General features: G+C 71.3%; 12 protein-coding genes. All 12 read left to right on the top strand.

Going from position 1 to position 13,668, the window contains the following annotated elements; genetic code table 11:
* Positions 1-109 precede the first annotated feature (109 nt).
* The 12 genes from FS770_RS06060 (at position 110) to FS770_RS14040 (ending at position 13,613) form a co-directional block, all read left to right on the top strand.
* On the top strand, positions 110-1,201 hold the full coding sequence (locus FS770_RS06060) for a BMP family lipoprotein (protein WP_144830762.1): 1,092 nt from the start codon (positions 110-112) through the stop codon (positions 1,199-1,201).
* Between the two features lie 27 nt (positions 1,202-1,228).
* Positions 1,229-2,869, top strand: a complete 1,641-nt coding sequence (locus tag FS770_RS06055; protein WP_145010620.1) for an ABC transporter ATP-binding protein — start codon at positions 1,229-1,231, stop codon at positions 2,867-2,869.
* Entirely contained in the window at positions 2,866-4,083 is a 1,218-nt protein-coding gene (locus FS770_RS06050; protein ID WP_144830767.1) for an ABC transporter permease, read from the top strand. Before FS770_RS06055 ends, FS770_RS06050 begins: the two co-directional genes overlap by 4 nt.
* A complete protein-coding gene (locus FS770_RS06045) occupies positions 4,080-5,405 on the top strand; it encodes an ABC transporter permease (protein ID WP_186320775.1) in 1,326 nt (441 codons plus the stop codon). Before FS770_RS06050 ends, FS770_RS06045 begins: the two co-directional genes overlap by 4 nt.
* Before the next feature lie 41 nt (positions 5,406-5,446).
* The gene (locus FS770_RS06040) at positions 5,447-5,860 is read left to right on the top strand and encodes a cytidine deaminase (protein WP_144830769.1); all 414 of its coding nucleotides are present in this window, start codon (positions 5,447-5,449) and stop codon (positions 5,858-5,860) included.
* 226 nt (positions 5,861-6,086) lie between these two features.
* Positions 6,087-7,904, top strand: coding sequence for a hypothetical protein (locus FS770_RS06035; RefSeq protein ID WP_145010617.1), 1,818 nt, complete (start codon positions 6,087-6,089; stop codon positions 7,902-7,904).
* A gap of 2 nt (positions 7,905-7,906) precedes the next feature.
* Complete coding sequence (locus FS770_RS06030) at positions 7,907-9,106, top strand: adenosine deaminase family protein (RefSeq protein ID WP_145010614.1); 1,200 nt, start codon at positions 7,907-7,909, stop codon at positions 9,104-9,106.
* A complete protein-coding gene (locus tag FS770_RS06025; protein ID WP_414672716.1) occupies positions 9,103-9,975 on the top strand; it encodes a MazG nucleotide pyrophosphohydrolase domain-containing protein in 873 nt (290 codons plus the stop codon). The genes FS770_RS06030 and FS770_RS06025 overlap by 4 nt, the downstream gene beginning before the upstream one ends.
* A gap of 115 nt (positions 9,976-10,090) precedes the next feature.
* Positions 10,091-11,374 (top strand): phosphopyruvate hydratase, encoded by a 1,284-nt coding sequence (gene eno / locus FS770_RS06020; RefSeq protein WP_145010611.1) that lies wholly within the window; start codon positions 10,091-10,093, stop codon positions 11,372-11,374.
* Between the two features lie 149 nt (positions 11,375-11,523).
* Positions 11,524-12,057, top strand: coding sequence for an FtsB family cell division protein (locus tag FS770_RS06015; protein WP_126874765.1), 534 nt, complete (start codon positions 11,524-11,526; stop codon positions 12,055-12,057).
* Positions 12,054-12,605, top strand: coding sequence for a DUF501 domain-containing protein (locus FS770_RS14045; protein ID WP_126874766.1), 552 nt, complete (start codon positions 12,054-12,056; stop codon positions 12,603-12,605). Before FS770_RS06015 ends, FS770_RS14045 begins: the two co-directional genes overlap by 4 nt.
* A gap of 60 nt (positions 12,606-12,665) precedes the next feature.
* The gene (locus tag FS770_RS14040; protein ID WP_126874767.1) at positions 12,666-13,613 is read left to right on the top strand and encodes a Ppx/GppA phosphatase family protein; all 948 of its coding nucleotides are present in this window, start codon (positions 12,666-12,668) and stop codon (positions 13,611-13,613) included.
* Positions 13,614-13,668 lie beyond the last annotated feature (55 nt).

Genomic DNA, 13,668 nt, shown 5'->3' with positions numbered 1-13,668 from the left:
TGAGGGCATTCACGGGGTTCTCCGGGGCTACACTGAGCAGACTCACGAGCCGCCTGCGCCGCCCCGCGAGCGCACGGCGTCCCCCAGCCCCACCGACCGGAGGACCCCCATGACCACTCGACGTTTCCGCGCCCTCGGCGCGCTCGGACTGGCCGGGGTCACCGGCCTGGTCCTCGCCGGCTGCGGCTCCGCCCCGGACAGCTCGGGTGGGTCCAGCCAGCAGGCCTCCGACTTCAAGGGCTGCATCGTCTCCGACGACGGCGGGTTCCAGGACCGCTCCTTCAACCAGAGTTCCTACGAGGGCCTCAAGGCAGCTGAGGAGCACAAGGGAATCCAGGTCAGCCAGGCGGAGTCCCAGTCCGAGACGGAGTTCGAGCCCAATCTCACCTCCATGACGCAGCAGGGCTGCAACCTGACGGTCTCCGTGGGCTTCCTGCTCGCGGACACCACCAAGAAGGTTGCCGCCGCGAACCCGGACAAGCACTTCGCAATCGTGGACGACAACTCGATCACGGCGGACAACGTCAAGCCCATCGTCTACAACACCGCCGAGGCCGCGTTCCTGGCCGGGTACCTGGCCGCGGGGACCACGCAGACCGGCAAGGTGGCCACGTACGGGGGCATGGACATCCCCACCGTGACTGTGTTCATGGACGGCTTCGCGGACGGCGTGAAGTACTACAACGAGAAGAACAAGAAGGACGTCAAGGTCCTGGGCTGGAACAAGGACTCGCAGAACGGCACGTTCCTGAGCTCCTTCCAGGACTCGTCCAAGGCGAAGACCGTCACTCAGAACCTCATCGGGGACGGCGCGGACGTGGTGCTGCCCGTGGCCGGACAGGCTGCGCAGGGAACGGTGGACGCGGTGTCCGAGGCGAACAAGGGCGGCGACGAGGTGCGCCTGATCTGGCCGGACACCGACGGCTACGAGTCCCTGGATTCCGGCAAGGAGTACGTGCTGACGTCGGTGCTCAAGGAGATGTCGAAGTCTGTGGAGGATGTCGTGACGCAGGCGGCGGACGGCACCTTTGACCACACCCAGTACGTGGGCACGCTGGAGAACGGCGGCGTGGGCCTGGCTCCCTACCACGACCAGGAGGACGCGGTGGGCGAGGACCTCGACAAGCAGGTCCAGCAGCTGAAGCAGGACGTCATCGACGGCAAGGTCACGGTCGAGTCCAAGAGCGCGCCGAAGTCCTGACCGATCACTCCCGGCAGGAGCCGACACGTGCAGCTGACACTGAACGAGGTCACCAAGAAGTTCGGTGACTTCACCGCCAACGACCGGGTGAGCCTCACGGTGGAACCCCACCAGATCCACTGCCTTCTCGGTGAGAACGGCGCGGGCAAGTCCACCCTCATGAACGTCCTCTACGGGCTGTACGAGCCCACGTCCGGGGCCGTCGAGATCGACGGCGAACCCGTCCGCTTCAGCGGCCCCGGGGATGCCATGGCGGCTGGGATCGGCATGGTGCACCAGCACTTCATGCTGGTCCCGGTGTTCACCGTGGCCGAGAACGTGGCGCTGGGCCACGAGAGCACCCGCGGGGCGTCCCTGGACCTGGAGAGCACACGGGCCAGGATCCGGGAGATCTCCGAGCGCTACGGCTTCGCGGTGGACCCCGATGCCGTGGTGGAGGACTTGCCGGTGGGTGTCCAGCAACGCGTGGAGATCATCAAAGCGCTGGTGCGCGACGCCGAGGTGCTGATCCTGGACGAGCCCACCGCCGTGCTGACCCCGCGCGAGACGGACGAGCTGCTCGAGATCATGCGCCAGCTGCGGGAGAGCGGCACCTCGATCGTCTTCATCTCCCACAAGCTGCGGGAGGTGCGCGCCGTCTCGGACGTGATCACCGTGATCCGTCGCGGCCGCGTGGTCGCGCAGGTGGGCCCGGAGACCTCCACGGACGAGCTCGCCGCCCTGATGGTGGGCCGGGACGTCAGCCTGACCGTGGCCAAGAAGCCCGCCCGGGGCGGCGGCGCCGCACTGGAGGTGCGCGGCCTCACCGTGGTGGGGGACAACGGCGTCGTGCTGCTGGACGGTGTGGACCTCGACGTCGCACCCGGCGAGATCCTGGCGGTGGCCGGCGTGCAGGGCAACGGGCAGACCGAGCTGACGCAGGCGCTCGTGGGTCTCGAGGAGCGGGTGAGCGGTTCAGCGCGGCTGGAGGGAAGGGAGCTCGTGGGGCTCGGCACACGGGAGGTGCTCGGGTTCGGCGTGGGCTTCGTGCCGGAGGACCGGTCCACGGACGGTCTCGTGGGGACCTTCTCCGTGGCCGAGAACCTCGTGCTCGACAGGTACCTGGACCGGGAGTTCTCCCGGGGTCCGTCCCTGCGTCTCGGAGCGATCACGGATCACGCCGGCGCACAGGTGGTCGAGTACGACATCCGCACCGGCTCGGTTGACTCCGCAGTGGCCACGCTGTCCGGGGGCAACCAGCAGAAGGTGGTCATCGCCCGCGAGCTCGGGCGCCCGCTCAGTCTGTTCGTGGCCTCCCAGCCCACCCGTGGCGTGGACGTGGGTTCGATCGAGTTCATCCACCGCCGGATCGTGGCCGAGCGCGACACCGGCACCGCCGTGCTGATCGTGTCCACCGAGCTGGACGAGGTCTACGCCCTCGCAGACCGGATCGCCGTCCTCTTCCACGGCCGTCTCATGGGCATCGTGGGCCCGGACACCCCGCGCGAGGCACTGGGCCGGATGATGGCGGGCGAGCCCGCGGTGGCGGTGGTGCCGCCCGTGCCATGGGATTACTCGCAGCAGCCCTCGCCGAGCGAGCAGGACAACGGCGCGGTTGTCCGCAGTGCCGACGCCGCGCGACCCAGATCCGCGGCGACCGACCGACCCGAGGGGAACCCCACCGCATGAGCGCCTCCACCGCACCGGCACCCACGGAGCAGGTCTCCGCGCCACCACCTACCGAGCTCTCCGCGGACGGGCAGCGCAGGACGCTGCTGGGCTCCACGCTGCAGTCCGTGCTCGCCGTGGTCACCGCCCTGCTGCTGGGCGGGCTGCTGGTCGCCGTCACGGACGAGAAGGTCCGCCACACCGCCGGGTACTTCTTTGCCCGCCCGGGGGACACGTTCGCCGCGATGTGGCGAGCGGCGTCCAGCGCGTACGTGGCGATGTTCCACGGGGCCGTCTACAACCCGTCCGGCGCGGGACTCTCGGGAAAGCTCTACCCCCTCACCGAGACCCTGACCGTGGCCACACCCCTGATCCTTGCGGGCCTGGGCGTGGCACTCGCGTTCCGGGCGGGGCTGTTCAACATCGGTGCCCAGGGACAGATCCTCGTGGGGGCCACCCTCGCGGCCTGGGTCGGGTTCTCGTGGCACCTGCCCGCCGGCGTGCACCTGCTGGCCGTGCTCGCTGCGGGCGCGCTGGGCGGCGCGGTGTGGGGAGGCATCGTCGGCCTCCTCAAGGCCAGGACCGGCGCGCACGAGGTCATCCTCACCATCATGCTCAACTACGTGGCACTGAACCTGGTCGCGTGGCTGCTCACGCTGCCGGGCTTCCAGCGCGAGGGCTCCTCGAACCCCATCAGCCCGGCCGTGGACGAGAATGCGATGTTCCCCAAGCTGCTGGGGGAGCACTTTCGGCTGCACTGGGGCTTCGTGGTGGCCGTGCTCGCCACGGTGGCCGTCGCATGGCTGCTCAACCGCTCCACGGTGGGTTTTGAGCTGCGCGCGGTAGGAGCCAACCCGCGCGCCGCGCGGACCGCGGGGATCTCGGTGACGCGCGGCTTCGTCGTCGTGATGCTGCTCGCCGGAATGCTCGCCGGACTCGCGGGCACGGCCCAGATCTCCGGGACGGAGCACTCGCTGACCTCCGGGGTCGCGGCGTCCTTCGGCTTCGACGCCATCACCGTGGCGCTGCTCGGGCGCTCCACGCCGTGGGGCACGTTCTTCGCAGGCATCCTCTACGGGGCGTTCCGCGCCGGGGGTGTGACCATGCAGTCGATGACGGGCACGAACATCGACATCGTGCTCGTCGTGCAGTCCCTCATCGTGCTGTTCGTGGCACTGCCGCCGCTGCTCACGCTCGCCACCCGCCGTCGCCGCATCCAGGAGGTTGCCGCGTGAGCTCCGCCCTCACCACCCCGGCTCCCCGACCGCAGCGTCGGGACACGGTTCCGGAGACCGAACTCGCCACCGCGGCCGCCAACCGCGCGGTGGGTGTGCGGACCCTGCGGCCCGCTCTCGGCTTGGGCGTCCTCGCGCTGCTCGCCCTGCTGGTCTTTGCGCTGGGCGCCTCCGGGCAGGCGGTGCAGTTCCGCCTCTCCGAGGACGACGACGCCGTCCGGCTGCCCGATCTCTGCGTGCCCTCCGCGCCCTGGGGGTGGTTCGTGGCTGTCGCGCTCGCGGCGCTCGCGGTCTGGGCCGCCGTCCGGGCCCGGAAACTGCCACGCTGGGCTGCCGTGCTGGCAGGGTTCCTGTTCGTGACCGGCTTCCTCGTGTGGGTCGTGGCCACCGCGCGCACTCCCAGCCTCTCGGTGACGGCGCTGCTCGCGGGCTCGGTGGCGCTGGCCACCCCGCTGGTCTTCGGGTCGCTGGGCGGGCTGCTGTGCGAGCGCTCCGGGGTGGTGAACATTGCGATCGAGGCGCAGCTGCTGTTCGGCGCGTTCGCCGCGGCGGTCGCGGGCACCCTGGCCGGAAGCGCGTGGGTGGGCCTGCTCGCGGCGGTGCTCGGCTCCGTGCTGGTCTCCGCCGTGCTGGCACTGTTCGCGATCCGCTTCCGGGTGAACCAGGTGATCGTGGGCGTGGTGCTCAACGTGCTGGTCTCGGGCTTGACCGGCTTCCTTTTCGCCACCGTGCTGGAGCCCAACGCCGCGGTGTTCAACGCTCCCGAGCGGCTGCCACTCGTGCGGATCCCGCTGCTCGCAGAGATCCCCGTGATCGGCCCGGTGCTCTTTGACCAGTCGGTGATCGGCTACCTCATGTACCTCGCGGTGGCCGTGGTGTGGTTTGCGCTCTACCGCACCCGCTGGGGGCTGCGCACCCGCGCCGTGGGGGAGCACCCCAAGGCCGCGGACACCCTGGGCGTGTCCGTCAACGCGCTGCGCGTGCGCAACGTGCTGCTGGGCGGCGCGGTGGCAGGCATCGGCGGCGCGTTCTACACGCTCGTCTCGGTCTCGGCGTTCACCCGGGACATGACCGCCGGTGCCGGGTACATCGCGCTGGCCGCACTGATCTTCGGGCGCTGGAACCCCGTGGGTGCGCTGCTGGCGTCCCTGCTGTTCGGCTTCGCGTCAAACCTGGAGTCCATCCTCTCGTTCCTCGGGACGCCGGTCCCCAGCCAGTTCCTGGCCATGCTGCCGTACGTGGTCACGATCCTCGCCGTCGCCGGGCTCGTGGGCCGCTCGCGAGGACCCGCGGCTTCCGGAGAGCCCTACACCAAGGAATGACGATGCCGCCTGCTCACGGCGGCCACGAGACAGGAGCACCCATGCAGGACGCACACGCCCACGCACCCGTGGACGGGACCACCTGGCAGGAGCTGCAGCGCGCGGCCACCGAGGCCCTCGCCCACTCCTACTCGCCCTACTCGAACTTCCCCGTGGGAGCGGCTGCGCTCGTCTCCGACGGGAGGGTGGTGACCGGGGCCAACATCGAGAACGCCTCCTACGGAGTGACCCTGTGCGCCGAGTGCTCGCTGGTGAGCGCGCTGCACATGTCAGGTGGCGGGTCCCTCGTGGCGTTCGTGTGCGTGGACGGCAACGGGGACGTCCTGATGCCCTGCGGGCGCTGCCGCCAGCTGCTCTACGAGCACCGCGCGCAGGACATGCAGCTACTCACCGTCAGCGGTGTCCGCTCCATGGACGAGGTGCTGCCGGACGCGTTCGGGCCGCAGAACCTCTGACGGTCCTGCCGGGCCGCCATCGATCCCTGCCCCGCCCGTCTCCTTGGGCCATGGGCTCCGAGCTGCGCGAGCAGGATGGACACGGGGACGCGGCGGACGAGGCTTCGGCGCGGGCCACGGCGGTGCGCGCGGGGACTCCCGGTGTCACGGGTCCAGGCTCCGCCAGGGACGCCCCGCATATACTTTGGACGAGAAACCACGCCAGGCTCTGAAGGGAAACGATCACGTGGGTTTGAGAGATTTGTTCCGCGGCAACAAGAACACCAACCCGGCCCCGCAGCCGTCGCCCGGCCCGCAGCCGACCCTCCCCGCGGTGGAGCGGCCTGCGCAGCCGAACGCCCCCGAGTCGGCCGCTGCGAAGCAGGAGAGCACCCGGCGTCGGCCCGAGACCCAGGCGGCGCCCCTGCCCGAGAGCGGTGCACTGCGCAACCTCGTGGAGCTGCTGCTCTCCCGCGGCGCGGACCGCGCACGGCTCACGCTCGTGCAGTCCGGCAACATCATGACGCACCAGACCCGGCAGGCCGTCGGTGAGGCGCAGGACGAGGTGGAGAACGGCACGGTGGACCAGGGTTCGCCGCTGTTCGACGACGTCGCGGACCTCTACACCCAGGCCATGAGCACCCCCGTGGGCCCGTGGCGGCAGCTGGACATCGCGGCGTCCGCCCCGAACGAGGGCCGGCGTGAGATCACGGTGTCCTACGACTTCCCCAACGGCGAGTCCCGCGTGGAGCGCTACAGCCACGGTGCCGTCAGCCACGGCGCCATCGCGGGTCCCGGTGCGGACGCCGGCGCGCATCGCGACGTGGTAGACCACGCCTCCCAGGGCGGCGTCGCCGAGGAACCCACCGGTGGCCTCCCCGAGGACGCCCGGCACGACGTCACGTCCACGGACCGCGCCGACGGTGCGGATTCCGCGACGCAGGGCGAGGCCGAGCTCGGCCGCCAGGACGACGCCGTGCGCGTGGTCGACGACGGTGTGGCCCAGCCCGCCGAGGACGGCGACGTCGTGGCGGCCGGCGAGCACCCGGCACCGCTGGTCACGAACGCACCGACCGCGCAGGACACCACGGCAGGGGACCCCCTGGCCGAGGACGCCGCGGCCGCTGACGCCGCCCGCGCCGAGGGCCTCGACGCCCAGGACGGCCGGGACGCCGAGGACGTGGCGCCCGAGACCGGCGTGGCCGACGAGGACCCGTTCACCGCGCCCGCCGTGGACGCCCAGGACGAGGTGGTCACGGACGGGACCGCCCAGACGCTGACCAGCACCGAGGGGGAGGAGCTCACCGAGCCGAACTTCTCCGGCCAGGACATTCCCGAGCAGGGCGTGGCACTGGATGAGCAAAAGCTCCCGACGACCGCCACGGCGGCCGCGGAGGAGAGCACCGCCACCGGTTCCGAGGACCTGCCCGCCCACGTGGACGAGTCGGCGTTCGGCACCGAGACGAGCGACCCGCTGGTCCCGGGTGCCGCGACCGACGCGGACGAGGACCCCGAAGGGGCGCCGCAGCTCGCGGCCGCCACGGACGTGTCCCCGTCCTACCGGGGCTCGCAGGAGCAGGGCGTGGACATGTCCGCGCTGGCTCCGGGCAACCTCACCCTCACCACCGGGGACGTGCTCGCCCGCCTCGCCGAGGCGCAGCGGCACCTCTTCGGCTCCGAGGGCACGGCCCGCGAGGTCTCCACCGTGCTGATCCGCGTGCGCGCGCTCGGCACGTACTACGACGCCCTGACCCACGTGCGCCTGAACGGCTTCTGGGACCAGCGCCCCACGTTCGATCTGGTGCCCGAGGACCTGCTGAAGGTCCAGGAGCTCAAGGACGACTCCTACGTGGAGGGCTCCGGTGCACCGCTGGCCATGATGTTCCGCTTCCGGCCGGGCCTGCCCCCGGAGGTCACGTTCGACTACTCGGACGAGGAGGCATTCGTGCGCTACGAGCAGCGGCTGCCGGGGCAGAACTACCTGGAGGAGCTGCGGATGTACCCGCGCACCGGCTCCAACATCCCGCAGCACGTCAACGAGGCGCTGCAGGACTGGAACTACTGAGCATGAGCACACGAGAGTCCCCCGAGGGCCCCGTCCGCACTGCGGGCGGGGCCCTCGGGCCACGTCCCCGGATCTGCCTGCACGACCACCTGGACGGGGGAGTGCGCCCGGCCACGGTCCTCGACCTCGCCCGCGAGGCGGGCCACGAGCTGCCCGCCTCCGACGCCGAGTCCCTGGGCCGGTGGTTCCGTGACAGCGCGAACTCCGGCAGCCTGGTGCGCTACCTGGAGACCTTCGAGCACACGGTGGCCGTGATGCAGACCGCGGACGCCCTGCGCCGCGTGGCCCGCGAGTACACGCAGGCCTGCGTGGCGGACGGGCTCGTCCACGCCGAGGTGCGGTGGGCGCCGGAGCAGCACGTCGCGGGCGGGCTCACGCTCGACGCCGCGGTGGACGCCGTGCAGCAGGGCCTGGCCGAGGGCGTCGAGGAGGTCCGCGCCGCCGGGGGCCACCTCTCGGTGGTCCAGATCCTGTGCGCGATGCGCCACCTGGAGCGCTCCACCGAGATCGCCGAGCTCGTGGTGCGCCGGGTCCGCGGCGAGGATGCCCTCGTCGGCGGCGCCGCGGGAGCGGCCGCCGAGCAGCTGACGCCCCAGGAGCTCCCGACGGCGACGTCGCCCGGCCGGGTTCCCGGGGAGCCGGAGCCCGGAGCGGTGGTCGCCTTCGACCTCGCTGGCCCCGAGGCGGGCTTCCCCGCCTCGGCCCACCGCGAGGCCCTCGACCTGCTGGCCGCGCACCGGATCCCGGTGACGCTGCACGCGGGCGAGGCGGACGGCGCGGCGTCCATGGCGGATGCCCTGCTGGTGGGGCGCGCCCTGCGCCTGGGCCACGGCGTGCGGCTGCTGGACGAGGACCCGGAAGGCACGTCCCCGCTGGCGGCCTGGATCCGGGACCGGCAGGTCGCGCTGGAGGTCTGCCCGTGCTCCAACCTGCAGACCGGCGCGAGCAGCGCGTGGGGCGAGGGCATTGCCGAGCACCCGGTCACACGGCTGCTGCGGCGCGGTTTCGCGGTCACCATCTCCCCGGACAACCGGCTGATGAGCGACACCTCGCTCGGCCACGAGCTCGAGCAGCTGCGCACCAGTGCGGGTTGGTCGGACGAGGATGTCGTGGTGGTCCAGCGCAACGCGGCTCGCGCGGCGTTCGTGCCCCGCAAGTACCAGTTGTGGCTCGAGGAGCAGGTCACGGAGGAGCGGGCGTGAACGGCGAGGACGGGACGGCACCCGGGCAGGAGTTCGAGCGGCTGCTCGCCGTCATGGACCGGCTGCGGTCCCCGGGCGGCTGCCCGTGGGACGCCGCCCAGACGCACGAGTCCCTGCTGCGCTACCTCGTGGAGGAGGCGTACGAGGTCGTCGAGGCGGTCGAGACGCTTGAACCCTCCCGGCGGCGCCGTGACGAGCTCGTCGAGGAGCTCGGGGACGTGCTGCTGCAGGTGGTCTTCCACGCGCGGATCGGCCAGGAGCACACCGGTGAGGAGCACTTCGACGTCTCGGACGTGATCGACGCGGTGACCGCCAAGCTCGTCCGCCGTCACCCCCACGTCTTTCCGGGGAACGACGCCGCCGAGGGGCAGCCCGCGGCCGGCAACGCGGCGACGTCGTCCGCGGTCGAGGCCACGTCCTCCGCGAACGGCGCGGCTGCGGCGTCGTTCGCCACCGGCGCGGGCACCGCGTCCCGGGGCACTGCAACTCCGGACGGAGCCACCCCGGACAGCGCGACCCCGAACACCGCAGCGCCCGACAGCGCGGAGCTCTCCGCGCGCTGGGACGCCGTGAAGCGGGACGAGAAGCCCCACCGCACCCGGATCTTCGACGGCATCCCGCCGGCGCTGCCCGCGCTGGCCTACGGCGAGAAGGCATTCTCCAAGGCGAGGCGCCACGCCGTCGCCGGTGTGGCCGTCGCGCAGGCCGAGCCGACCGCCGAGGAACGGGAGGCGGGGGAGCGCGAACTCGGAGACCACCTGCTCGCGCTGCTGGAGTCGAGCTCGGCGCGCGGGCTCGACGCCGAGCGCGCGCTGCGCCAGGCGGTGCGGCGCTTCGTGCGCGAGAACGACGGGCCCGTGGCTCGCTGAGAAGGCGGGCCGAGAACCGGTGGCCCCGCCGGATCGCACTGACCCGGTGCCCTCGGTAGGCTGGAGGGTGGGGCGCAGACCGTCCCACGGGTCGACGACCGACAAGGAGATTTTCATGGCAATGATCATTGCGCTGCAAGCACGCCAGATCCTGGATTCCCGCGGCAACCCCACGGTCGAGGTGGAGGCGTTGCTCGAGGACGGCAGCTTCGGACGCGCGGCCGTTCCGTCCGGTGCCTCGACCGGCGAGTTCGAAGCCGTCGAACGCCGTGACGGAGACAAGAAGGTCTACCAGGGCAAGGGCGTGCTGAACGCCGTCCACGCCGTGGACGAGGAGCTGGAGCAGGCGGTCGTGGGCCTGGACGCCTCGGACCAGCGGGCCGTGGATCAGGCCATGCTGGAGCTCGACGGCACGGACAACAAGGCCAAGCTGGGCGCCAATGCGATCCTGGGCGCCTCCATGGCCATTGCCCGTGCGGCCGCGAGTTCCGCCGACCTCGAGCTCTACAAGTACCTGGGCGGCCCCAACGCCCACGTGCTGCCCGTGCCCATGATGAACATCCTCAACGGCGGCTCCCACGCGGACTCCAACGTGGACATCCAGGAGTTCATGATTGCGCCGCTCGGCGCGCCCACGTTCTCCGAGGCACTGCGCTGGGGCGTGGAGGTCTACCACAGCCTCAAGTCCGTGCTGAAGGACCGCGGCCTGTCCACCGGTCTGGGCGACGAGGGCGGCTTCGCACCGAACCTCGAGTCCAACGCCGCCGCGCTGGATCTGATCCTCGAGGCCGTCACGAAGGCTGGCTACACGCCGGGCAAGGACATTGCGCTCGCGCTGGACGTGGCGTCCTCCGAGTTCTTCGAGAAGGGCTCCTACTCCTTCGAGGGCCAGAAGCGCTCGGCCGAGCAGATGTCAGCGTACTACGCGGACCTCGTCGAGAAGTACCCGCTGGTCTCCATCGAGGACCCCCTGGACGAGAACGACTGGGAGGGCTGGGCCACCCTGACCGAGCACATCGGAGAGAAGGTCCAGCTCGTGGGCGACGACCTCTTCGTGACCAACCCCGAGCGCCTGGCCCGCGGCATCGACGAGCACGTGGCCAACGCCCTGCTCGTGAAGGTCAACCAGATTGGCTCGCTCACCGAGACGTTCGACGCCGTGGAGCTGGCCCAGCGCAACGGCTATCGTTGCATGATCTCCCACCGCTCGGGCGAGACCGAGGACACGACCATCGCGGACATCGCCGTGGCCGTGAACGCGGGGCAGATCAAGACCGGCGCTCCCGCCCGGTCCGAGCGCGTGGCCAAGTACAACCAGCTGCTGCGCATCGAGGAGGAGCTGGGCGAGTCCGCCACCTACGCGGGCGCCTCCGCCTTCCCGCGCTTCACCGCGAAGTGAGCCGCGCAGCGGCGTCGCACCCGTGACGTTGCCGGTGCCCACCGACGCGCCGCCCGGTCCACGTTCCCAGGGGACCGGGCGGCGCTGCGCTGCGGGTAGACTGGGCCAGCACGAAGAGCCCCACCACGTCTTCCCCCGGAGGTGACCGCATGGTCGGTCCAGGCCCGCGGATTCCCCGGCCGGGATCCCTGCGCGACGATGGCGACGAGACTCCGGCACCTCCCGGCGGTTCCCACACCCTCGCGGCGCCCACCCCGGCGCACTCGTTCAACGGTCGTCTGGTGGCGCTGATCGTGGTGGCCACCCTCATCGTCTTCCTGGCCGCGCCCACGGCCAAGATCTTTATCGACCAGCACACGCAGATCTCCGAGCTGCGCAGCAGCATCGCCGAGGAGCAGGACCAGCAGCAGCAGCTCAAGCGCGAGGAGCAGCTGTGGGGGGACGACTCCTACGTGGAGCAGCAGGCCCGGGAGCGGATGTCCTACGTGATGCCGGGGGAGAGCGCCTACGTGGTGGTCGGAGCCCAGCCGGACGTCCACCAGGGCGTGGAGTCCTCCGCCGAGCAGGTCGAGGCGGGCAAGCCCGCGTGGGGTGACGGGCTCTGGCAATCGGTCGTCGACTCCGCTTACCCGCAGCAGGACGTCACCCTCGAACCACGACCCCAGGAGAGCAGCGACAAGTGAGCGACGCCGCACGAGAGCAGGACCGCACCGTCACGGACCAGGACCTCACGGTCGTGGGCCACCAGCTGGGACGGCCCGCACGGGACGTGGTGGAGATTGCCGCGCGCTGCGTGTGCGGCAACCCGCTCGTCGTCGCCACCGCACCCCGGCTGGGCAACGGGACACCCTTCCCCACGGTCTTCTACCTGACCCACCCCGTGGTGACCGCGGCTGTCTCCCGGCTGGAAGCGGAGGGTGCCATGTACGCCATGTCGGAGCGCGTGGCCGAGGATCCCGAGCTCACCGAGCGCTACCGGGAGGCTCACGAGCACTACCTGGCCCAGCGCCGTCGTATCGGGGAGCTCGCCGGCACCGGCGAGGTGCCCGAGATCGAGGGGATATCCGCCGGGGGGATGCCCACCCGCGTGAAGTGCCTCCACGTGCTCGTGGGACACAGCCTGGCCGCGGGCCCCGGGGTGAACCCCCTGGGGGACGAGACGCTGGAGAGCATCTCCGCCACGTGGACGCCGCAGCGCTGCGCGTGCGACCCCGCTTGGCGCGAGGCCTGAGCGGCCCCCGCGCCGAGCGACTCCGACTCCCCACCCCACGACCAGAGGACCCTTGCTGCCATGCGCGTCGCTGCCATCGACTGCGGTACCAACTCCATCCGTCTGCTCATCGCGGATGCCACCGACGGGCCGCGGTCCACGCTCACGGACGTGGTGCGGGAGATGCGCATCGTCCGGCTGGGACAGGGCGTGGACGCCACCGGCTGGCTCGCGGAGGCCGCGCTGGAGCGCACCTTCGCCGCAGCGGACGAATACGCGGCGCTGATCGCGCAGCACGGGGCGCAGCGCGTGCGCTTCGTGGCCACGTCCGCGACCCGCGACGCAGGCAACCGGGACGTCTTCGTGGCGGGCATCCGCTCCCGCCTGGGAGTCGAGCCGGAGGTCGTGAGTGGTGAGGAGGAGGCGGCGTTGTCCTTCCGCGGTGCCCTCAATGCGGCGTCGTCCCTGGACTCGCGGGACCGCGTGCTCGTGGTGGACCTGGGTGGCGGTTCGACGGAGTGCGTGCTCGGCACGCCCACGGAGGTGCTGGCCGCGAAGAGTGTGGACATCGGCTGTGTGCGCCTCACCGAGCGTCACCTGGGCGGCAACCCTCCCACCGCGGCCCAGCAGGAGCTCGCGCTGCGGGATGTGGACGAGGCCATGGACGTGGTCGCCCGGACCGTGCCGCTGGAGCAGACCACCAAGATCGTGGGCGTGGCAGGGACGGTCACCACGGTCACCGCGGCAGCACTTCGCCTCACGGAGTACGACCCGCAGCGGATCAACGGCACCGAGCTGTCCATCCCGGATGTCGTGCGCGCCTGCCGTGAGCTGACGCAGATGACCCGGGACCAGCGTGCCGCGCTCGGTTTCATGCACGAGGGCCGCGTGGACGTGATCGGTGCCGGGGCTCTCGTGTGGCGTCGGGTGCTCGAGCGCGTCTCGGCCGCCACTGACGGGCGGGTCAGCGCCGTGACGGCGAGTGAGCACGATATTTTGGACGGCATCGCACTGTCCCTGGTCTCCTGACGCGGGCCCCGGTCCACCACGAGCACGAACGGGCGCGGTGCGCCGCACCGCGAGG

The organism is Kocuria salsicia, assembly GCF_007681555.1.
Taxonomy (GTDB): Bacteria; Actinomycetota; Actinomycetes; order Actinomycetales; family Micrococcaceae; genus Kocuria; species Kocuria salsicia.
Note: the sequence above shows the minus strand (reverse complement) of the source record. Positions and strands in the feature narration are given on the sequence as shown.

What these genes read in the sequence shown, in the direction of transcription:
- FS770_RS06060 (WP_144830762.1), top strand. Translation starts at nt 110, where the DNA reads ATGACCACTCGACGTTTCCGCGCCCTCGGCGCGCTCGGACTGGCCGGG.
- FS770_RS06050 (WP_144830767.1), top strand. Translation starts at nt 2,866, where the DNA reads ATGAGCGCCTCCACCGCACCGGCACCCACGGAGCAGGTCTCCGCGCCA.
- FS770_RS06040 (WP_144830769.1), top strand. Translation starts at nt 5,447, where the DNA reads ATGCAGGACGCACACGCCCACGCACCCGTGGACGGGACCACCTGGCAG.
- FS770_RS06030 (WP_145010614.1), top strand. Translation starts at nt 7,907, where the DNA reads ATGAGCACACGAGAGTCCCCCGAGGGCCCCGTCCGCACTGCGGGCGGG.
- eno (WP_145010611.1), top strand. Translation starts at nt 10,091, where the DNA reads ATGGCAATGATCATTGCGCTGCAAGCACGCCAGATCCTGGATTCCCGC.
- FS770_RS06015 (WP_126874765.1), top strand. Translation starts at nt 11,524, where the DNA reads ATGGTCGGTCCAGGCCCGCGGATTCCCCGGCCGGGATCCCTGCGCGAC.
- FS770_RS14040 (WP_126874767.1), top strand. Translation starts at nt 12,666, where the DNA reads ATGCGCGTCGCTGCCATCGACTGCGGTACCAACTCCATCCGTCTGCTC.